This is a genomic window from Pseudoalteromonas sp. T1lg21 (assembly GCF_002964625.1).
Lineage (GTDB): Bacteria > Pseudomonadota > Gammaproteobacteria > Enterobacterales > Alteromonadaceae > Pseudoalteromonas > Pseudoalteromonas gelatinilytica.
Window position 1 is genome coordinate 659,223 of record NZ_PQBX01000056.1, and the last position, 20,954, is coordinate 680,176.

Annotated in this window: 18 protein-coding genes; 5 read left to right on the forward strand and 13 right to left on the reverse strand. The window is 42.3% G+C overall.

All coding sequences use genetic code 11. From position 1 onward, the window contains the following. The first annotated feature begins 91 nt into the window (after positions 1-91). A complete protein-coding gene (locus C2M25_RS13250) occupies positions 92-463 on the forward strand; it encodes a flagellar basal body-associated protein FliL (RefSeq protein ID WP_370626054.1) in 372 nt (123 codons plus the stop codon). Positions 464-504: 41 nt separating this feature from the next. On the opposite strand, the gene glpG is transcribed toward C2M25_RS13250, so the two are convergent. The 6 genes from glpG to C2M25_RS13280 all read right to left on the reverse strand — a co-directional run bounded on the left by glpG (position 505) and on the right by C2M25_RS13280 (position 5,724). Further along, positions 505-1,320 (reverse strand): rhomboid family intramembrane serine protease GlpG, encoded by an 816-nt coding sequence (gene glpG / locus C2M25_RS13255; protein ID WP_105174872.1) that lies wholly within the window; start codon positions 1,318-1,320, stop codon positions 505-507. After that, entirely contained in the window at positions 1,317-1,634 is a 318-nt protein-coding gene (gene glpE, locus C2M25_RS13260; RefSeq protein WP_063703079.1) for a thiosulfate sulfurtransferase GlpE, read from the reverse strand. The genes glpG and glpE overlap by 4 nt, the downstream gene beginning before the upstream one ends. A gap of 54 nt (positions 1,635-1,688) precedes the next feature. Further along, complete coding sequence (tdh, locus tag C2M25_RS13265) at positions 1,689-2,714, reverse strand: L-threonine 3-dehydrogenase (protein WP_063703076.1); 1,026 nt, start codon at positions 2,712-2,714, stop codon at positions 1,689-1,691. Between the two features lie 55 nt (positions 2,715-2,769). Continuing rightward, complete coding sequence (locus tag C2M25_RS13270; protein ID WP_063703074.1) at positions 2,770-3,966, reverse strand: glycine C-acetyltransferase; 1,197 nt, start codon at positions 3,964-3,966, stop codon at positions 2,770-2,772. A 148-nt stretch (positions 3,967-4,114) separates the two neighbouring features. Continuing rightward, entirely contained in the window at positions 4,115-4,666 is a 552-nt protein-coding gene (gmhB, locus tag C2M25_RS13275) for a D-glycero-beta-D-manno-heptose 1,7-bisphosphate 7-phosphatase (protein WP_063703072.1), read from the reverse strand. Then, positions 4,666-5,724: a glycosyltransferase family 9 protein gene (locus tag C2M25_RS13280; RefSeq protein WP_105181297.1), complete on the reverse strand. Its 1,059-nt coding sequence runs from the start codon at positions 5,722-5,724 to the stop codon at positions 4,666-4,668. Before C2M25_RS13280 ends, gmhB begins: the two co-directional genes overlap by 1 nt. A gap of 124 nt (positions 5,725-5,848) precedes the next feature. Between C2M25_RS13280 and C2M25_RS13285 the strand changes: the two genes are divergently transcribed. Then, on the forward strand, positions 5,849-6,571 hold the full coding sequence (locus tag C2M25_RS13285; RefSeq protein WP_105181298.1) for a 3-deoxy-D-manno-octulosonic acid kinase: 723 nt from the start codon (positions 5,849-5,851) through the stop codon (positions 6,569-6,571). Here C2M25_RS13285 and hldE read toward each other — a convergent pair. From hldE to C2M25_RS13300, 3 genes are read right to left on the reverse strand one after another with little or no spacing between them, the layout of a single operon-like run. After that, positions 6,561-8,000, reverse strand: a complete 1,440-nt coding sequence (gene hldE / locus C2M25_RS13290) for a bifunctional D-glycero-beta-D-manno-heptose-7-phosphate kinase/D-glycero-beta-D-manno-heptose 1-phosphate adenylyltransferase HldE (protein WP_105181299.1) — start codon at positions 7,998-8,000, stop codon at positions 6,561-6,563. The genes C2M25_RS13285 and hldE overlap by 11 nt on opposite strands. Next, positions 8,000-8,590 (reverse strand): D-sedoheptulose-7-phosphate isomerase, encoded by a 591-nt coding sequence (locus C2M25_RS13295; RefSeq protein ID WP_105181300.1) that lies wholly within the window; start codon positions 8,588-8,590, stop codon positions 8,000-8,002. The genes hldE and C2M25_RS13295 overlap by 1 nt, the downstream gene beginning before the upstream one ends. Before the next feature lie 32 nt (positions 8,591-8,622). After that, the gene (locus C2M25_RS13300) at positions 8,623-10,068 is read right to left on the reverse strand and encodes a capsule assembly Wzi family protein (RefSeq protein WP_105181301.1); all 1,446 of its coding nucleotides are present in this window, start codon (positions 10,066-10,068) and stop codon (positions 8,623-8,625) included. Positions 10,069-10,221: 153 nt separating this feature from the next. Between C2M25_RS13300 and waaA the strand changes: the two genes are divergently transcribed. Both waaA and C2M25_RS13310 read left to right on the forward strand, forming a co-directional pair. Continuing rightward, positions 10,222-11,481: a lipid IV(A) 3-deoxy-D-manno-octulosonic acid transferase gene (waaA, locus tag C2M25_RS13305; RefSeq protein ID WP_105181302.1), complete on the forward strand. Its 1,260-nt coding sequence runs from the start codon at positions 10,222-10,224 to the stop codon at positions 11,479-11,481. Positions 11,482-11,531: 50 nt separating this feature from the next. After that, the gene (locus tag C2M25_RS13310) at positions 11,532-12,074 is read left to right on the forward strand and encodes a DUF1415 domain-containing protein (protein ID WP_105181362.1); all 543 of its coding nucleotides are present in this window, start codon (positions 11,532-11,534) and stop codon (positions 12,072-12,074) included. A gap of 75 nt (positions 12,075-12,149) precedes the next feature. Here C2M25_RS13310 and C2M25_RS13315 read toward each other — a convergent pair whose 3' ends face one another. The 4 genes from C2M25_RS13315 to purL all read right to left on the reverse strand — a co-directional run bounded on the left by C2M25_RS13315 (position 12,150) and on the right by purL (position 19,164). Further along, positions 12,150-12,485, reverse strand: a complete 336-nt coding sequence (locus C2M25_RS13315; RefSeq protein ID WP_054551056.1) for a YdbL family protein — start codon at positions 12,483-12,485, stop codon at positions 12,150-12,152. 9 nt (positions 12,486-12,494) lie between these two features. Continuing rightward, positions 12,495-12,677: a YnbE family lipoprotein gene (locus C2M25_RS13320; protein ID WP_054551055.1), complete on the reverse strand. Its 183-nt coding sequence runs from the start codon at positions 12,675-12,677 to the stop codon at positions 12,495-12,497. Next, a complete protein-coding gene (locus tag C2M25_RS13325; RefSeq protein ID WP_158679723.1) occupies positions 12,670-15,138 on the reverse strand; it encodes a YdbH domain-containing protein in 2,469 nt (822 codons plus the stop codon). The genes C2M25_RS13320 and C2M25_RS13325 overlap by 8 nt, the downstream gene beginning before the upstream one ends. A gap of 141 nt (positions 15,139-15,279) precedes the next feature. After that, on the reverse strand, positions 15,280-19,164 hold the full coding sequence (gene purL / locus C2M25_RS13330; protein ID WP_105181304.1) for a phosphoribosylformylglycinamidine synthase: 3,885 nt from the start codon (positions 19,162-19,164) through the stop codon (positions 15,280-15,282). A 311-nt stretch (positions 19,165-19,475) separates the two neighbouring features. Here purL and mltF point away from each other — a divergent pair, with 311 nt between their 5' ends. Further along, on the forward strand, positions 19,476-20,942 hold the full coding sequence (gene mltF, locus C2M25_RS13335; protein ID WP_105181305.1) for a membrane-bound lytic murein transglycosylase MltF: 1,467 nt from the start codon (positions 19,476-19,478) through the stop codon (positions 20,940-20,942). The last annotated feature ends 12 nt before the right edge of the window (positions 20,943-20,954 follow it).

Here is a 20,954-nt window from a genome sequence, read left to right on the forward strand (position 1 = left end):
TAAGTGAATTTGGGTATAGACTAAAAATCATTGAAAGGGTGGAATATTCTTAACTATGAAAAAATCATTGTTATCAATTTACTTGATAAGCATGCTGCTTGTTGGCGCTACAACAAGTTGGTCTGTACGCGCTGAATCAAATGTTGGCTACTTTGGTTTTGAGCCTGACATCATCACTAACTATATAGGTCAAGGTAATAAAAAGCTTGGCTATGTTCGTATTACGGTGGATCTCATGCTCAATGATATGGCTGATATTGCAGTGGTAGAACACCACACTCCACTATTGCGTGATGCGATTGTTGAAATACTCTCAAAAGAGCCTGAAGAAAACATTAAATCACTGACCGGCCGCGAAGAAATCAGAAAGCGCTGCACCGAAAAGCTAAAAGCACTACTAAAACAAGAAACAGGACAAGAGATTGTCAGAGAAGTGTTATTTACTAAGTATTTATATCATTAATTGTAAAATGGCGGCATAAGCCGCCATTTTTATTTACGCGATTATTTGCGTGAAAGAAGCTTGTCTGACACAGCATAAGCCATACCAGCCAATAACCCCGCTAAATGCGCCCAGTTTGCCATACTCACCGGCAACATATCTACAAAGCCCAGAATAAGCCAAACCAGCATAAAACCAACGATGCTATTACTCACCAATGGCGGCTCTGAAGGTCTCATTGCACTGAAGATCCAACAAAAACCAAGTAAGCCATACACAACGCCGCTTAAGCCACCAAAGTTAGGCCCTACAAGTAAAAACTGCGCCCAATTGCTAATAAATGCCGTCACTAAAAATAAACCCACTAAGGTTAATTTACCGCTGCGTTTTTCTATATCGTTACCCAGCGTCATCCACCAGATCAGATTAAAAATAAGATGAATAGCGCTAAAGTGCACAATGGCAGGTGTAAACCAAGTTAGTGGCTGTGCTGGATTAAACTGCAACATACTGTAAATAGTTTCAAAACCACCTAGCAAGAAAGCAACAAATATAGCTATCGAAACTATAGTAACCGTACGGTTTAGCCAGCTTAATGCTTTAAAGCGAGCTTTTAAATTAAGTGATTGGCCTTGATATGACAAAGGCGATTGTGTACTGCCTACCTGCCATGAAGCTTGTTGGTATTTTTCGTCATGAGGGTTAGCAGCAAACTCCTGCCAAAGTGGTTGAGCTTGATGAAAGTGCTCTGGTGCAACACAAATAATCACAGTTTGCCCATCTTGAGAGCGTAACTCACCATGTAAGCCCTTACTTTTGATGAAATCTATAAAGCCTTGTGCGGCGCGAGGATTATTTATGCTACCCAACTCAATCATCGTTCAATATGCTCCGGAAGTTGCATCTGCCAAGCACTAAAGCCACCATCCATGCTGTACACGTCTTCAAAACCCTGCTCAACTAAATAGCTAGCAGCACCTTGAGAGCTCACACCATGATAACAAACGATGATGATTGGCTGATCAAACTCTTTATGCATCATAAATTCGCTGATGTTGGCATTTGATAAATGCTCAGCGCCTGGGATATGCCCCGTTTGAAATGAGTTAGGATCGCGAATATCGGCAATCACAACCTCTTCTTTGTCTAACAGCGCAAACGTCTCGCTCACTGAAATATGTTTATACGACATAGTACTCTCTAAACTAAAAAGGCGGCCAAAGCCGCCCTATCAAATAACTCAGTATTAATCCCAGTTAAGGATTACTTTACCTGATTGGCCTGAAATCATTGTATCAAAGCCTGCTTGGAAGTCATCCACAGAGAACTGGTGAGTAATAATTGGGTTCAGATCAAGGCCTGATTGAATTAGACTCGCCATCTTGTACCAGGTTTCAAACATTTCACGGCCGTAAATCCCTTTAATGATTAAGCCTTTAAAAATAACTTGGTTCCAATCAACCGCCATATCAGAAGGTGGGATACCCAACATAGCGACTTTGCCGCCGTGATTCATGTTGTTTAACATGCTGTTGAATGCAACCGGCACACCTGACATTTCAAGACCGATATCAAAGCCTTCTGTCATGCCAAGCTCTTTCATAACATCTTCAAGCTTTTCATTCGCTACGTTGACGGCACGAGTCGCCCCCATTTTACGCGCTAAATCTAGGCGGTATTCGTTCACGTCTGTGATAACCACATGACGTGCACCCACGTGTTTAGCAACAGCGGCTGCCATAATACCAATTGGGCCAGCACCAGTGATTAATACATCTTCACCGACTAAGTCAAACGACAATGCTGTGTGTACTGCATTACCGAATGGGTCAAAGATTGATGCTAGTTCATCAGGAATGTTATCTGGAATTTTAAATGCGTTGAAAGCTGGGATCACAAGGTATTCAGCAAATGCACCTTCACGGTTTACACCAACACCTGTTGTATTACGACATAAATGCACACGACCAGCGCGACAGTTACGACAGTGACCACAGGTAATATGGCCTTCGCCAGAAACACGGTCACCCACTTGGAAACCACGTACTTCCTGACCCATATCAACCACTTCACCTACATATTCGTGGCCAACAACCATTGGCGTAGGAATTGTATTTTGTGCCCACTCATCCCATTTATAAATATGGACATCTGTACCACAAATTGCTGTTTTGCGGATTTTAATAAGCAGATCGTTATGGCCAACTTCAGGCTTTGGCGCATCAGTCATCCAGATCCCTGGTTCTGCTTTTAATTTAGATAATGCTTTCATGATTTACACTCAATTAAACAAAACCGAAGCAAAAGCTTCGGTTTAGGGAATAAAATTAGATAACACCCATTTCTTTACCAATACGGGTAAAGGCAGCAATAGCGGTATCTAATTGCTCTTTTGTATGCGCCGCAGAAATTTGCGTACGGATACGTGCTTGGCCTTTAGGTACTACAGGGAATGAGAAACCTGTTACGTAAATACCTTCAGCAAGTAATTTGTCAGCCATGGCTGAGGCAATTTTAGCATCGCCTAACATGACAGGGATAATAGCGTGGTCTTTACCTGCACAGGTAAATCCTGCAGCTTCCATTTGTTCACGGAAATACTTTGCGTTATCCCAAAGTTTAGCGCGTAACTCGCCGCCATTGCTTAGCATCTCAAGTACTTTAATTGATGCAGTAACAATTGATGGTGCAAGTGAGTTTGAGAAAAGGTAAGGACGAGAGCGCTGACGTAACCACTCAACAATTTCTTTTTTACCTGATGTGTAACCGCCTGATGCTCCACCAAGTGCTTTACCAAGCGTACCTGTGATGATATCAACACGGTCTAGTACACCGCAGTACTCTGGCGTACCTTTACCATTTTCACCAACAAAACCAACAGCGTGAGAGTCATCAACCATCACTAATGCATCATATTTATCAGCTAGATCACAAACCGCTTCAAGGTTACAAATAACGCCGTCCATTGAGAAAACGCCGTCAGTAGCGATTAGCTTAGTTTTAGCACCGGCTTCATCAGCAGCAATAAGTTGCTTTTCAAGGTCACTCATGTCGTTATTTGCATAGCGGAAACGCTTTGCTTTACAAAGACGAACACCATCAATGATTGAAGCGTGGTTTAGCGCGTCAGAGATGATTGCATCATCTGGGCCTAAGATTGTTTCAAATAAACCTGCGTTTGCATCAAAACATGATGAGTAAAGAATTGTGTCTTCTGTTTCTAAGAACTCAGAGATCTTTTGTTCTAAAGTTTTATGAATATCTTGAGTACCACAAATAAAGCGTACAGAGGCAACACCAAAACCGTGATCGTCAAGGCCTTGTTGAGCTGCTTTAATTAACTCAGGGCTATTTGCTAAGCCAAGGTAGTTATTAGCGCAAAAGTTGATAACCTTATCACCAGAAGCAACTTCAATTTGAGCCTGTTGCTGTGACGTGATAATACGCTCGCTTTTGTATAAGCCTTCAGCTTTCACTTCATCAATTTGCTGCTGCAACTGATTAAAAAACGCAGATGCTCTCATCTGTAATCTCCACATATTCTTGTATCTAACCAGAAATGATTAGCGTGACTTTAAATTTTGCGCCTATTGTAAAAGCTTAGCCGAACAATTGCACTGTTTGCAGTTCGTCGCAGACCGTAAGGGTTGCGAAATAAACTGGTCTTACCTGCTAAGACTGTAAAATTAAAGCTGGTAACTCAGCTAAAGACTCACAAACTACATCGGCGTGCTGTTCTGTTGACTCGGCATAACTTTGCCCTGAGCGAACTAAAACGCGGGTCGCGATGTTGGCTCTTTCAGCGGCAATAAGGTCGCCAAGCTTATCACCAACCATAATGCTTTGAGATGGATCGATTTGATGCTCATCAATGGCTTGTAAAAGCATACCCGGGGCAGGCTTGCGACAGTTGCACTCTTGCAAATAAGCAGGTTCTGCTTTGCTTGGATGATGCGGACAAAAATAGACATCAAGAATAGTAACGCCATGGCGTAAAAATTCGCCCTTCATCCACTCAGTGAGGTTGGAAAAATCTTGTTCTGAATAATAACCACGGCCAATACCTGACTGGTTAGTTACCACCACAATTTTATAACCGGCATCAGTGAAAGCTTTGCACGCCTCAAATACACCGGGTACAAATTCAAACTCTTCGGGTTTGTATACATAGCCATGATCAATATTGACCACACCATCACGGTCTAAAAATAAAACTTTGCTCATTACAATTGCTCTTTATCTACCACGTGGTCAAACATCGAAATCACCTTTTCAACACTGATTTGCGCCATTAGGTCAGCCCCTTTAACACGTGTTCCCCATGGCAGCTCTTGCGCCGTTTTACCTGTTTGCTCTCGTAAGTTTTGGTGATATACCTCAACAACATACTCTTGATACAAATAAGGCCCTGTGCGTTTTGGGTTTGAGTGGGCATACAAACCAATAACAGGTGTTCCAACCGTTACAGCCATATGCGCAGGCCCAGTATCTGGAGCTAACACTAACGCCGCACGTTTCAAAACACATAACAGTTCTTTTAGTTGAGTTTTCCCTACTAAGTTAAGCACAGGTGCCGAACTATGCGCGATAATTTGCTCGGCAAGTTCAATTTCTAAAGGAGTTGGACCGCCAGTAATAACTACCGAAAAGTCTTGTTGATGAGCATGTTCAGCAAGTGCAGCATAACGCTCGGGTAACCAATTACGCTCTTTTTTACTTGCCGCAGGCGAGATAACAAAAATACGCCCGGCTAAACGTTCTTCACCTAATAGCGCATCGGCTGCTTGTTGGTGCTGCTCGGTAATTGGCATTTGCCATTGAGGTTTGTAATCAGGCGACCCAATTGCTTGAGCAAAGCCTTTAAAGCCTTCTAATACATGCGCTTCAGATTGCGGGGCAATACGCTTATTAATAAACAAGCTATGTAACTCTTTTGAGCGAGCCCAATCAAACCCCACTTTGACCTTTGCCGGAATACAGCGGGCTGCTAGATTCGCTCTGAGTGCGACTTGCATATGTAAGAGCACATCAAATTTACGCCCCTTGAACGTGTCTTTTAGTTGCTGATAAGCCTGTTTGCCTTGTTTTTTATCGAATACAACAAACTCAACACCGGGTAAATCGGCCAGTAACATGGACTCAACTTTACCAATCACCCAGGTAATTTTTGCCTTCGGATGTGCCTTTTGAATTGCTTGCACTGCTGATACGGCATGACATACATCACCAATAGCCGAAAGCCTTAAAATACAAATATCTGAATAGGAGGTTGTTTGAGTCACGTGCGCCCTTAGCTACAGCAAATAATATGCGATCTTAAATTAACTTGATGCTAATGCAAGCACTTATGCGAAAAGCTAAAAATACGGTAAGATAGCGCTAATTTTATTTAATCTTGAAGTTGTTATGTTTGAAACTCAGCATCTGCAAAACACCACCCTTTTGTGTCACCCAGCTTACAAAGATGAGCTCACGCAACAGTGGTTCGATGCCAATTATTGGCAACAACAAGATAAAATAGTTGGCGCAAAAAAAGGCCGCGCAACAGCATGGTTTTTTAAACATCAACAGCTTACAGGCGTTCTGCGTCACTATTGGCGCGGTGGGTTAGTAGGTAAGTTACTGAGCGATCAGTACCTATATGTTGGTTTAAAGCAAACTCGTGTCTATAAAGAGTTTACACTGATGATGCGCTTACTTGAGCTTGGCCTAAACGTGCCGACACCCATTGCGGCAAAAGTGACCACCCACGGCTTAATCTATCGCGGCGATATCATCACCGAAGCAGTAACAGGCGCAAAAAGCGTGTTAGATATTTTAATCACGCGTCCACTTAACCAATCTGAACTCAAAGCGATTGCAGTCACCCTCAGCGAGTTTCACAATCATGGCGTCTATCACGCAGATTTAAACATCAATAACATCTTGTTCGATGATACAGGTAAGGTGTTTATCATCGACTTTGACCGCGGTGAAATCAAACAGCCACATGCTAGCTGGCAAACAGAGAATATCAAACGCCTTGCCCGTTCATTTGCGAAAGAGCAAGGCCGTAATGAAGTGATGCATTGGCAGCAAAGTGATTGGCAGTCACTGGTGTGTGACTACCAAGCATTGCTTAAGACTTAATTTTGCTAATTACGTTTGATGTTGAGCAGCCATTAAGAAACTCAAGTACTTCGACTGTTCCGCCATGGCGTAAAACATGATCGGCACCGGCAATTTGATCAACGGTGTAATCGCCACCTTTAACCAGTACATCAGGACTAACTTGCTCAATTAGCTTAGCTGGCGTGTCATTTTCTTCAATACTGCCAAATGGAATAACCCAGTCAACAGACGCCAGTGCACTTAATACCATGGCACGTTCATCCAGTGGATTAATTGGTCTTTGTGGACCTTTTAAGCGAGTGATAGACTCGTCATTATTTAAGCCAACAACAAGCCTGTCACCACGAGCTTTTGCCTGTGCAAGGTAGCGTACGTGACCTGCATGAAGAATATCAAAACAGCCATTAGTGAAAACAATTTTTTCACCATTTTGTTTGGCAAACTCAATATGCTGAAGTACATCTTCAAACGGTGTTTGATAATGCTCGCCAGTTTGCTGTAAATATTGACCAAGCTTACGGCTTAGTTCTTCAGGCGAAACAGTGGCAGCTCCAAGCTTGCTTACAGCAATACCTGCTGCAAGGTTGGCAATTTCAACAGCATCTTTTGCAGCCATTCCCGCACCAAGCATCACTGCAAGCGTCGCAATTACAGTATCGCCGGCACCGGTTACATCGCTAACTTCAAGCTGTTGGGCTGCAAAATCATGTTTTTCTGCTTGGCTGATTAACGACATGCCATGCTCTGAGCGCGTTAATAGCATCGCAGCTATGCCCGCTTCACTAATTAATTTACGAGCACTGTCAGTCAAGTTTTGCTCAGAGTCTGTCAAACCACCAGCAAGCTTAAACTCATTCAGATTAGGGGTAATGTAATCAGCACCACGGTATAAGCTTAAGTCTGATGATTTAGGGTCAATAAGCACCGTTTTGCCTGCTTTCTTTGCAACCTGAACCATTTGTTGGATTAAGCTCAGTGAGCCTTTGTTGTAATCAGAGAACAACACAAAGTCATAATCATCCAATACTAGCTCTAGGCGATTGAGTAATAGTTGACTGTGCTGCTCAGTGAAGGTTTCTTCAAGGTCTAAACGAACAACTTGCTGATGACGACTAATAACACGCATTTTAGAAATTGTCGGTAAGTCACACACACTTACAAGTTGCGAATCAATTTTTTCTGAACTTAAGATGGTTTCAAGAATTTGCCCGCTTTCATCTTCACCGACTAAACCTAATAGGCCTACTTTACCATCTAAACGAGCAATATTTTTTGCGACGTTTGCTGCACCACCGGCTTTGTCTTCAAATTTACTCACTTTCACAACCGGGACCGGTGCTTCAGGTGAAATTCGCCCAGAGTCGCCATGCCAGTATCTATCTAGCATGACATCACCAACAACTAAAATACGTGCCTTTGAAAGGTTTTTTAGTAACGCTAAATCCATTACTTTTGCTCCGCTACAACCATATCGATGGCTTCACATAGCCAATGCCCGATGAACATGTGGGCTTCTTGAATACGTGCGGTTTCATCATTTTTAATAATAATAGGTAACTTAGCGATGTCTTTTACTTTGCCACCATCTCGGCCTGTTAATGCCACTGTAAATGCACCAATCTCATTTGCCGCAGCCAATGCAAGATTGATGTTAGGGCTCGTACCAGAGGTGGTTAAGCCAATCACTAAATCTTCAGGCTTACATAACGCCTGCACTTGGCGCTCAAATACAGTATCAAAATGATAGTCGTTACTGTGAGCGGTTAAAATTGAGGTATCTGTTGTCAATGCGATAGAAGCAAGTGGACCGCGCTCCAATTTGTAACGCACGACAAACTCAGCAGCTAAATGCTGTGCATCAGCCGCGCTACCACCATTACCAAACCAAATAACCTTACCACCTGCTTGTAAAGCGCTGTGACATGCTTCAAGTAATTGCATCACTTCAGGGTGGTAGGTTTCCATCGTTTCAAATAACATTTGATGGCGGTTCAAACTTTCAAGGTAGCTTGCCGCTACAGAATCAAAATTTGACATAAATATTCCTTAAAAAGTATTAACGGCTTTGCTTACCAAAAATAGGCAACAGATAACCAAGTATAGTTATCTCCAAATACATCTTCACCATAAGTAAGAGTTGTCTCTAATGTATGCTTGTTTAATTGACGTGTGTTACTAAGTTGAAGTTCAATAGCATCATCATATTCATAGTTAAAACCGGCGCTAAAGTTACTTTCATTACTAATACTTGTTAATTTGGCTTTCCAAAAAGAGTTTAGAGACTCCGAAAAAGTAAACTCTAATACATTTACTTCAGATGGTGTACTATCGCCAAATAAACGCTGATCTGAAGCAAAGTGACCAATAACAAAACCATTCACAGTATTACCAAAGGTCGGGTAAATGTAATTTTTATACCAGAAACTATGCATATTAGTATGCTCAAAACGCAGTGATAAATTATCTGTTAACCTAGGAAAGAAAACGCCTAAACTATATGCAATATTCCCAAACTGGTAATTCTGATGCTCTTTTGTATCTTCTCCACCATATTCAAAATAGAGCTCAGTCGGTAAGCCCCAATCAAAATTTAATGTACTTGTTACCGATGCTATTTGGTCACCAAGCTCATTATCTGCCCCACCAGCTAAATCTCCATTATCATTTCCGGCGGGATCAAAAAATGCGTCAAATACATCACCAACATCTACTTTACGAGGCCCACCACCAAACTGCATCATTCGATTAAGGCCCAGTTTCCAACCATCAAGTGGCTCAATACTAAAATGCGTTCCTGCGAGCTTTGGTGTACCACTATGAAGCTCACCTTGATAAAGAATACCATTATCAACATGTTCTAATTCTGAATAATACAATTCAAAATCAAAATTCCACCAATTATGGGCCGGCTTTACCATTCCAATTGAAATAGAGGGCGCAGTTTTAGCGTTGGTAGAAATGATCTGCGCAGAATGCTTAAACGGCGAGAACCAATGTTCTTTGTAACCCAGGTTCAACTGTAAATCTTCACCAGCAAAACTGATAAACGAATTGTAATTTACAAACTTATTTGCTTTAGCTCGATAATCAACACCAACTTGTACTAACGTGTAATCATTGGCACGCCAAATACCTTCGAAAAAACCTTGTCCCCACTCATCGGAGCTAAGTCCGCGTTGATTAGCAATTTTCTTTGCTTTATCTGTATCTACTTGCAGTTTTACACCAACACGAGTCACTGCATCATCACTTTGATATGGCTTTATTTTTGAACGAATCGCAGCAGCTATCCCTGGTTCATCCTTTTCAAGAATAAGCAACGCTTTCTCGACTTCTGCTAAACGATAAGGTTTAGCCATAGGAGTGCCAATTGTTAGTGCAAACAAAGTATCTAATTGATGATCCAGCTGTGCATCCATGCCTATCGGTAAGTAGGCGGTAGGTGTTGCAAATAAAGGCATTGAGCAACAAAAAAAAGCACCAATTACCGTGGCTTTTATCATTTTAAATTTCATAACTGCTTCGTTGATTTATTAAGTAACCGAAATATTACCAAATATGCCACTGCGAAACACTCAAAACTCTTTAAGATAACCGTTTTTAACATTTTATATTTAGATTGCGTAGGTTCCACGCTATCATAACGTTTTACCTAAATAGGCTAAGTAATGGCGCGCATTTTATACTCTTTACTTTTATACCTACTAAGCCCACTGGTTGTTTTTTACCTGTATGTTTTACGTGGCAAAAAGAATAAGGGTTACCGTGAGCATTTTGCTGAGCGCTTTGGCTTTTCGAATTTGTCGCATCACGATGTTGTTTTCCATTGTGCCTCTGTAGGGGAAGTGTTAGCAGCAACGCCGCTTATTAAGGCCGTTCAATCAGAAAATCCAACACTTACTATTTTAGTAACCTGTAATACCCCAACGGGTCGCGAGCAAATAAAAAATAACTTTAAAGATGCAGTTAGCTGCTGTTATTTACCGATTGATTTTTTCTTCGCTACGAATCGATTTTTAAAACGTATCCAGCCAAAGGTACTGTGTATTTTAGAAACTGAGCTTTGGCCAAACCTTATGGCACAAAGCAACAACACCGGTACAAAAGTACTTGTTCTAAATGCCCGGCTTTCAGCTAAATCACAGCAAGGCTACCAAAAGGTAATGCCTTTAACTAAGGTGATAATGCAGTCTATTAGCGATCTTGCTAGTCATAATCAAAATGATGCCAAACGTTTTATTGAACTTGGTTTAAAGCCTGAAAAGGCACGCGTATTTGGCTCAATTAAATTTGATATCACACCTACAGAAGAGCAATTAAATAAAGTTGCAGCACTAAAAAAACAGTATAACAACGAGCGCTTTATCTGGGTTGCAGGCTCCACTCACCCTGTTGAACATGAGCTTATTTTAACTGCTCATGAAAAGCTGTTAAAAGCGTTACCCCACGCACTTTTGATTATTGCTCCACGTCACCCAGAGCAATTTGATAAAGTCGCGGAGATATTAAAAAACTCAAATTTGAGCTTTAGTCGTCGCAGTGAAGATAACTATAACAACCAACAAGTTGTGTTAGCTGACACGTTAGGTGAGTTACAATGCTTATATGGTGTGGCAAACATCAGCTATGTTGGTGGTAGTTTAATCGAGCGAGGCGGCCATAATCCGTTAGAGTCAGCAGCGTTTTCTGTTGGCGTATTAGCAGGTCCTCATACCTATAACTTTGACCATATTTATCCTGAGCTGATTAGTGCTAAAGGAGCTAAAACCGTTACCGATGAAAATCACCTTGCTGACACACTTATTGCTTTGAGTACTGATGTACAAAAGACGATTAAGCTCGGTCAGCAAGCTCAGAAATGCGTTACTAACAATCAAGGCGCCATCAGTAAAACGGTTAATTTAATTGAGCATTACTTAGAAAAGTAAGATAGAAAAGTAAAATAGAATAGAGAAATAATGTGACTTCAAAGCAAGCGATGAATCGCCCAGAAATACAAATGCGCGAATGGGTATCAAGCGTAATCGTAAAATACAATTTCTGCCCGTTTGCCCGTAAAGAAGTAGAAAGCAATTGCATTCATTATCAAATCAGTCAGTCTATTACGCTTGATGATGCAGTAATGGATATGCTTGAGCAATGTAGCGCGTTAGACCAACAAGCTGAGCGCGAAACTACTTTGTTAATGTTTGAGCAAGGCTTTAAGGATTTTGAAGAGTTCTTAGATTTAGTCGATTTAGCCAATGCGCTTTTAGCTGCACAAGGCTATGAAGGTAAGTATCAAATAGCCAACTTTCATCCTGACTATGTATTTGCTGATAGCGATGACAGCGATGCTGCAAACTATACGAATCGTGCACCTTACCCAACACTGCATCTGATCCGTGAAGCCAGCATGAGCGAAGCGTTAGATAACTACGATGAACCTGAATCGATCCCAGAGCACAATATTAAACTTGCAAGACGCAAAGGCATCAACTTTTGGCAGCAGCTGCTGCAAAACTGCATCGATAAGTGCTAACACCTACCGGCTTTATAAAGATAAAAAGCCAGCAATGCTGGCTTTTTGTTTTTTATAGCGATTAAATTTAGTGAGTTATTTTTTTACCCACTCACCGTTCACTTCAATGTAGTGACCCGGCTTCGTTTTTTCGATAGTTTTAGCAGCTGCAAGGGCTTCAACTTGTGCTAACGAAAGATTGTTCTTTTTCGCAAGTTTTAAATATTGCTCTTTACGCTTTGCATTAATTTCATCAACGACCGCTTTTGCTTCGCTGTTATTAACCACTAAACCTAAATAGCCTGAGCTGTCTTCACCTACTAAGCCTTGGCTTTTTGCATCATCAAGGCTGATAGCCCACGCAGAGAAAGATAAACAAACAGCACTGATCAAGGTGATCACATTTAGTTTTTTAAGTTGTAATTTACGCATGTGTGCTCCTTAGAATAATTCGCTGTCATCACTGAATAAGGTATCAAGTTCTTTATCCACTTTTACGCGGATCTCATGGTCAACTTTTACATTTAAGTTGATTGTAATCGGCTCTTTTGCTGCCACCTCAACACGGTGCGTACAGGCACTCAGCATGCCTACTGCCGTCAGCATTACTAACCACTTAGCCATCATTGCTTCCTTTTTTTGCATACTCTTTCTCAACTCTTTGAGTAATTTCATCACTTAAACGCAGCGCTCTAAGTAAAGTAAATACATTCTCTTCATGATTATAATTAAAGTTCACTGCTTGCTGCTGGGCTTCATTATAACCCTCTAAATTAACACCTAAATGCAACCATCCATCCGGTTTGAGGTTAACACTGCTACGTAGTTTTTTAATATCTAAATTCTCGAGTAAACTCAGCGTGGTACTCAGTTCCTGTTGCTGCGCTTTTACAGCGTCAAAACCCGCATTATTGGTGATCAGTAATTTACCATCACCCTGATTAACTAACTGCCCTTGCTTTACCTCAATGCCCTGTTTACTTATTACTACGGGTAAGGTGCCTGCTAAGCGCCCACTTAAGCTAATCCCTGATTCAGCATCAAGGGTGACCAATTTGCTGGCATCAATATTTTCAAATTTAACAGTCGCTGTTTGGTTATCACTGAGTGGGCAGTACTTATTCACCACAAATGCCCCGCCCATAACCTGACCAGTTAGATTAGCTGCGCAAGGCTGATTAGCCGTTACCTGCAACTGACCTTGTATATTTTTGACCACGGCACCTGCGCGCAGTTCATTGAGTGTAAATTTAGTCGCTGCAATATTAAGCTGCCCTGAATTAAACGTGCCGTTCAAATTCACTGCAAAATCATTCGCTAGGTAATCATTATAAAGCGCACTGAATTTACTTATTTGCACGCGCCCTTGTGCTTGTTGAAGATTTACATCCCCTTTTATAATGCCTGAAACAACCCCATCAGTGACGGTAGCAAGCGGCTCAAACTGAGCAATTATCGGGTTTAGCTTGGATACTGCCTGCTCTGGTATCACCAATTCAAATGGGTGCGCAACCTCAGACATATGATGACTAACAAGTGCTTCAAAACCATCTGCAAATACATGATGCGTTGCCTGCAAGGCGCGGCTTTGAAGAGCCTTTGAAACGACTGACAACTTATTTAAGGTGAGCTCTGCTGTTGATAATTTAGCGGCCGTGGTTTTGGCATCAATATCAACAAATAACTCCCCCACACTGAGATCTGTACTAAGAGTAAGCTCATTGCTGATTTTTGCTGCATTCATATCATCATAAGTTAATGATTTAACTTTGCTATTAGCGTTAACAACTAGGTGCCGCTGGGCATTATGCTCAGCGTCAATTACGCTGGTAAAATCAGCTATCTGTGCACCCGATATTAGGGCATTTTTAACACTGATATTAGTATTCAGTTTAGCTGTAGGGCTAGTAAATAAGTCATCGATATTTAGCTTTCCTTTAGCCCCAATCCCCTTAACCAGAGCGCCATCAGCCTGAAAATCTAAAAATGCAGGGAGTGAATCCAACGACAGTTGAAAATCAGCGCTGACGTTCTCTTCATGCAAATGTGCGTTTAGCTTAAGCTCATCAATATCTTTACTATTAAAATCAATGCTAACTTGGCTATTAAGTGATGCCAGCGGATCCTGTAAAGAAAGGGTCGTATTACTGACTGTCACCTCACTTTGCCCTTCTATAGCTTGCAGCTTTACAGTTGGGATTGATAGCAACTTACCTTCTACACTAACTGGTTTTTCAATGTGTAACTGCCAAGTAAGCGGTAACTGCGCTTCAACAAATGATTGATGCTGCTGGTCTGCGATGGTGTTTAAGCAGTCTCGGTTTGCACTAAGTTGATTTTGTAAAGCTGATAAATCCGCGTATAAATGCTGTTGATTTAATTGATACTTAGCACTCAATTGCCCTTCACTAGCAAAACCTAAGTCGCATTGCGCTAGAGCATGCTGATAACTTGCATTGATTGAGCTTTCAATTGCAACTGTAATTCCATCAAACTTAATCTGTGATTGAGTGGTAAAATGGCTGCTTGTTGGCAATGTTACGAATCGCTCTGCCACTTGCTCATCAAACGTGATGTTGGCTTTGACTTCATAATTAGATATTGCAACGTCTGCATTAAGATCCCGCGAAATCGTAAAATGGTTTAGGCGTTTTTCTTGTATCGCCAACCTAACAGGGGTGTCGGTAAACGGTGAGACTACATCAAGCTGCTCAATGTTTATTAGCGGTCTTTGCTCGGGTAATACCAAGGCAAGCTTTTTAAATTCAGTCTGTGAAGCGTCTGGTTGTTGTTTATTTATAAGGTCACTAACGATGAGGTTAGCGCGAGAAACACTAACCTGTTGCTTATTCGCAATAATGCCAGCTAACTCAATTTGCTGTCCTTGGTAGGTTAAGCATAATTTCTCGATATTCAAATCAAGCTTGCGAGTTAATGACCAATCAACACAGTGAAGCGCAACGCCATTTTTACTGAGCATAGGCGTTAAGTACCACGATGTCAGTGGCAGTCTGAACAGATACGCCAGCAGTGCCATGCTTAGCACGATCCCTAGCAACCCAATACACGCTCGCTTAAAACTCAAAAAACTCTCCTTGCCTTTGAACTTACACTTACTAGCAACTAGCGTCATTATAAACAAAAAGGCCACACATGATAGTGCAGCCTTTTTAGTTTAAACGGTTTGTATGAACCTAGCTTGTATAGCTAGGTACATAACTAAGTTCTAGCCAACGTTTTTACGAGCGTTGCGGAACATACGCATCCATGGGCTATCTTCGCGCCACTCATCTGGGTGCCATGAGTTAGCAACCGTACGGAATACACGCTCTGGGTGCGGCATCATCACCGTTGCACGACCGTCAGTAGAAGTAATACCTGTGATACCTTCTGGTGAGCCATTCGGGTTAGCTGGGTATTGCGTTGTTGGGTTACCGTAGTTATCAACAAACTTCACTGCCACAGTACCTGACTCAAGCGCTGCTTTAACTGCATCAGCGTTTGCGAACTCAGCATGACCTTCACCATGTGAAACAGCGATAGGCATACGTGAACCAGCCATACCATTAAAGAATACCGATGGGTTTTCTTGCACTTCTACAAGGCTAAAGCGAGCTTCAAAACGCTCTGACTTATTCGTTACGAAACGTGGCCAATGCTCAGTGCCTGGGATCAATTCTTTCAATGTTGAAAGCATTTGACAGCCATTACACACACCTAAGCTGAATGTATCTTCGCGGTGGAAGAAGCTTTGGAACTGCTCACGCGCCATCTCATTAAATAAGATTGACTTAGCCCAGCCTTCACCTGCACCTAATACGTCACCGTAAGAGAAACCACCACATGCCACTAAGCCTTTAAATTGCTCAAGTGTTAAACGACCTTCAAGAATGTCGCTCATGTGCACGTCAACCGCTGCAAAGCCTGCACGGTTAAATGCCGCCGCCATTTCTAAGTGAGAGTTAACGCCTTGCTCACGTAGAATCGCCATTTTCGGCTTCGCACCAGTTGCAATGTAAGGCGCTGCAACATCTTCGTTTAAGTCAAAGCTTAGTTTTACGTTAAGACCTGGGTCTTTTGCGTCAAATTTAGCGTCAAACTCTTGCTTAGCACACTCAGGGTTATCACGACGTGCCTGCATTTGATAAGTTGTTTCTGCCCAAATCGTACGAAGCTCAGTACGCGTATGGTTAAGAACCACATCATCACCACGAGTGAATAGCACGCGGTCATCAGCGTTTAGTGCACCAATTTCATGGCTGATAGCTGCTAAGCCGTGATCTGCAAGAACTGCTTTCACTGCGTCTAAGTCAGCGTTTGCCACTTGGATAACTGCACCTAGCTCTTCATTATAAAGCGCTTCGATGTCTGAACCTGTTAAGCCAGCAAGGTCAACAGTTACACCCGTGTGACCAGCAAATGCCATTTCAGCGATAGTCGTGAATAAACCACCATCAGAACGGTCATGGTAAGCAAGTAACTTGTTATCAGCAACAAGCGCTTGCATTGCTTCATAGAAACCTTTTAATAGTGCTGGGTTATCAACATCAGGTGTCACATCACCTAGTTGCTTATAAACCTGTGCAAGGCTTGATGCGCCCATACGGTTTTGACCCGCACCTAAATCAACTAATAGTAGTGATGACTCACCTTTATCAGTGCGTAGCTGTGGCGTTACTGTTTTACGAACATCTTCAACACGACCAAAAGCAGTAATGATCAGTGATAATGGTGCAGTAACTGATTTTTGCTCACCGTTTTCATCCCATTGAGTTTTCATCGACATTGAGTCTTTACCGACAGGGATAGTTAAACCAAGCGCCGGACAAAGCTCTTCACCCACCGCTTTAACAGCTTCGTAAAGACCTGCATCTTCGCCAGGGTGACCTGCAGCAGCCATCCAGTTTGCAGATAGCTTGATATTTTCAAGGCCACCGATGTTCGCACACGCGATGTTCGTTAGTGACTCAGCGACAGCTAAACGAGCAGAAGCACCGTAGTTTAAAAGTGCAGCTGGTGTACGTTCACCTAGTGACATTGCTTCACCGTGGTAAGTATCAAACGCAGCGGCTGTTACCGCACAGTTTGCTACTGGCACCTGCCAAGGACCGACCATTTGGTCACGCGCAACTAAACCCGTTACCGTACGGTCACCAATGGTGATTAAGAATGTTTTCTCTGCAATCGTTGGTAGGCGTAATAAACGCTGTGCAGCATCTGCCGCATCAATGTTAGCAACGTCTAATGGCTGTGATTGCGCTTTTTTAGATTCCACTTCACGGTGCATTTTTGGTGCTTTACCAAGTAAAACATCAAGCGGAAGATCAACAGGGTTGTTACCGAAGTGGCTATCTTCAACCGTTAAGTGACGCTCTTCTGTCGCTTCACCAATAACCGCATATTGTGCACGTTCACGTTTACAGATTGCTTCAAAGCGCGCGAAGTCTTCAGCAGCAACCGCTAATACGTAACGCTCTTGAGATTCGTTACACCAAATTTCGTGTGGTGCCATACCCGGCTCATCGTTTGGAATATCACGAAGTTGGAATTTACCACCACGACCACCGTCGTCTACAAGCTCAGGGAATGCGTTTGAAAGACCACCTGCACCCACATCGTGAATGAAAGCGATTGGGTTTGCATCACCTAACTGCCAACATTTGTCGATAACTTCCTGACAACGACGTTCCATTTCTGGGTTTTCACGCTGTACAGATGCAAAGTCTAAATCTTCGTTCGATTGACCTGATGTCATACTAGACGCAGCACCACCACCAAGGCCGATGTTCATTGCCGGACCACCTAGTGCGATAAGTTTTGCACCAACTGGGATTTCACCTTTTTGAACATGTTCAGAACGAATGTTACCTAAACCACCTGCAAGCATGATTGGCTTGTGGTAACCACGTACTTCTTCACCGTTGTGGCTTGATACTTTTTCTTCGTAGGTACGGAAGTAACCAAGTAAGTTAGGGCGACCAAATTCGTTATTGAATGCCGCGCCACCTAATGGACCTTCAGTCATGATATCCAGTGCATTAACGATACGACCAGGCTTACCAAAGTCGGTTTCCCATGGTTGCTCGTAACCAGGAATACGAAGGTTAGATACAGTGAAGCCCACTAAACCAGCTTTTGGTTTAGAACCACGACCTGTAGCACCTTCGTCACGGATCTCACCACCAGAACCTGTTGATGCACCTGAGAATGGCGCAATCGCTGTTGGGTGGTTATGAGTTTCAACTTTCATCAAGATTTCGATGTTTTCTTGATGGTATGCGTACTCGCCTTCACTGTTCGGGAAGAAACGACCCGCTACTGAGCCCTTCATTACCGCTGCGTTATCTTTGTATGCAGATAACACATTTTCAGGGTGTTGCTCGTAAGTGTTTTTGATCATTTTGAACAATGATTTTGGCTGTTCGATGCCATCAATTGTCCAATCAGCATTAAAGATTTTATGACGACAATGCTCAGAGTTTGCTTGTGCAAACATAAATAATTCGATGTCGTTCGGGTTACGCCCTAACTTTTGGAAATTTTCTACCAAGTAATCGATTTCGTCATCTGCAAGCGCAAAACCTTGCTCAACATTGGCTTTAGCAAGTGCTTCACGGCCACCACCTAAAATGTCAACTGATGACATTGGACGCGGTTCATCGTGGCGGAATAATTTAGCTGCATCAGCCATATCCGCATGCGTTGCTTCAGTCATACGGTCGTGTAATAACGCTGCTACTTCAGCTGTTTGCTCAGCTGATAGATTACCTTCAACGTAGTATGCAATACCACGTTCAACACGGTGAACTTGGCTTAAGCCACAGTTGTGTGCGATGTCGGTTGCTTTTGATGCCCAAGGCGAGATAGTGCCAGGACGCGGCGTTACAAGAATTAACGTGCCTGCAGGGCTGTGCTCTGCAATCGTTGGACCATAAGTAAGCAGCTTTTCAAGCTTTGTTTGCTCATCTGCTGAAAGCTCAGCAGTAAGATCAGCAAAATGCATGAACTCAGCATAAACGTTAGTGACTGGAAGTTGTGCCTGTTGGCAACGCGCTAAAATTTTCTGAACTCTAAAATCGGAAAGTGCTGGTGCACCACGAAGGATCAACATAGGTATTTTCATCCGGGGTTAGGGATTGAACGATATTTTAGGCGCGTATTATAGTGCAAATAACGTCTAGATTTAACTCAAAATTGCGCTTTTATTTAAATAATCTTCATAACCGCGATTATGGTTGCAACAATTAACTATCTTAGTACTCTTTATTTTCCCGCAGGCTGTTGTTCTGTATGACTTATCTATTACCGCCACTATTACAGTTATTAATTTTTAAATAGAGATATAAAACTATATGCGAAGTGACGTGGCAGTGAAGTTTTGCTATAACGGTAACGTAATGGTTTAAGGGGCATTTCTAATTTATGCAAAAAATACTCGCTATATTTACGCTTGTGCTCATGTTGTGTGCATGCGATATGCAACAACAACCATCACAACTTGCTCATATCAAAGCACAGAATAAGATAAGAGTCGGCACCTTAGCCGGCGCGAGTAATTACTATCAAGCACCGCAAGGTGTGCAGGGTTTTGAGTACGAATTAGCACAAGAGTTTGCCGATTATGTTGGCGTAGAGCTCGAGATGGTGCCTTTTTTTAATCTTACAGATATGTTCTCTCGCCTCGAAAGTGGTGATTTAGACATTATTGCCTCTGGACTTACTTATAATACCATTCGGGCTGAACATTATCGTTTTGGGCCAACTTACCGCACCATTAGCCAAAAGCTAGTATACAAGCAAGGCCGCACTCGCCCTCGAGAATTTGCCGATTTAACGGGGAACCTAACGGTTCTTGCGAAAAGTAGTCACTCACTTGCATTACAGCAACTTAAACAGCTTCACCCAGACTTAACATGGCATGAAACAGAAGATATGGATGAAGAAGAACTTCTGCAAGCTGTCATTGATGGTGAAATTGATTACACTCTCGCTGACTCTCACACCTTGTCATTATTTCGCCGCTACCACCCTAATTTAAGTATTGGCTTTTCAGTGACTCGTAACGACCCTATCGCTTGGCTACTAAGAAAAGATGGTGACGATTCTTTATATGCCTTGATGGTGCCCTTTTTTGGTGATGTAAAACAAAATAACCAACTTTATGTATTAGAAGAAAAGTATTTTGGCCACGTTCGTCAGTTTAATTATGTTAATACCCTAGCCTATATCGAAGCTATCAAAGAAACACTACCCAAATATCAACCTTGGTTTGAGCAATATTCAGGGAATATTGATTGGCGCTTGCTGGCCGCCTTAAGCTATCAAGAGTCAATGTGGAACCCTAAAGCCAAGTCACCGACAGGTGTTCGCGGGATCATGATGCTTACGCAAACTACAGCAAAACAAGTTGGCGTTACTAACCGTTTAGAGCCTGAGCAAAATATCAAAGGCGGTGCCGAATATTTAGCGAAGGTTATTTCGTGGATCCCTGAACGTATTCCACAACCCGATAGAACTTGGTTTGCCTTAGCCTCTTATAATGTTGGCTGGGGCCACGTAAATGACGCGCGAATTATTACCGAGCAAGAAGGGGCAAGCCCCGATAAGTGGGCGGATGTAAAAAAACGCTTACCGCTTTTAATTAAAAAGCGTTATTATCGTAAAACCAAATATGGTTATGCACGTGGCGATGTTGCCGTGCAGTATGTTGACAATATTCGTCGTTATTACGATGCGTTGGTTTGGCTTGATGAAAATGATGCAATTGCTGACCCAAGTGAAGAAGAGCAAACCATTGAAGAGGTTAACACTTCTACAGAAACGAGCGAAAAGCCAAACGACACAACACAACCAGACTCCCAAGAGCAGCAGACGTTAGAAAACAACTGACCTAAAGCACCA

Bases quoted from the DNA above. Each gene is read 5' to 3' on its own strand.
- C2M25_RS13250 (WP_370626054.1), top strand. From the start codon at position 92: ATGCTGCTTGTTGGCGCTACAACAAGTTGGTCTGTACGCGCTGAATCA.
- glpG (WP_105174872.1), bottom strand. From the start codon at position 1,320: ATGATTGAGTTGGGTAGCATAAATAATCCTCGCGCCGCACAAGGCTTT.
- glpE (WP_063703079.1), bottom strand. From the start codon at position 1,634: ATGTCGTATAAACATATTTCAGTGAGCGAGACGTTTGCGCTGTTAGAC.
- tdh (WP_063703076.1), bottom strand. From the start codon at position 2,714: ATGAAAGCATTATCTAAATTAAAAGCAGAACCAGGGATCTGGATGACT.
- C2M25_RS13270 (WP_063703074.1), bottom strand. From the start codon at position 3,966: ATGAGAGCATCTGCGTTTTTTAATCAGTTGCAGCAGCAAATTGATGAA.
- gmhB (WP_063703072.1), bottom strand. From the start codon at position 4,666: ATGAGCAAAGTTTTATTTTTAGACCGTGATGGTGTGGTCAATATTGAT.
- C2M25_RS13285 (WP_105181298.1), top strand. From the start codon at position 5,849: ATGTTTGAAACTCAGCATCTGCAAAACACCACCCTTTTGTGTCACCCA.
- hldE (WP_105181299.1), bottom strand. From the start codon at position 8,000: ATGGATTTAGCGTTACTAAAAAACCTTTCAAAGGCACGTATTTTAGTT.
- C2M25_RS13295 (WP_105181300.1), bottom strand. From the start codon at position 8,590: ATGTCAAATTTTGATTCTGTAGCGGCAAGCTACCTTGAAAGTTTGAAC.
- C2M25_RS13300 (WP_105181301.1), bottom strand. From the start codon at position 10,068: ATGAAATTTAAAATGATAAAAGCCACGGTAATTGGTGCTTTTTTTTGT.
- waaA (WP_105181302.1), top strand. From the start codon at position 10,222: ATGGCGCGCATTTTATACTCTTTACTTTTATACCTACTAAGCCCACTG.
- C2M25_RS13310 (WP_105181362.1), top strand. From the start codon at position 11,532: ATGAATCGCCCAGAAATACAAATGCGCGAATGGGTATCAAGCGTAATC.
- C2M25_RS13315 (WP_054551056.1), bottom strand. From the start codon at position 12,485: ATGCGTAAATTACAACTTAAAAAACTAAATGTGATCACCTTGATCAGT.
- C2M25_RS13320 (WP_054551055.1), bottom strand. From the start codon at position 12,677: ATGGCTAAGTGGTTAGTAATGCTGACGGCAGTAGGCATGCTGAGTGCC.
- purL (WP_105181304.1), bottom strand. From the start codon at position 19,164: ATGTTGATCCTTCGTGGTGCACCAGCACTTTCCGATTTTAGAGTTCAG.
- mltF (WP_105181305.1), top strand. From the start codon at position 19,476: ATGCAAAAAATACTCGCTATATTTACGCTTGTGCTCATGTTGTGTGCA.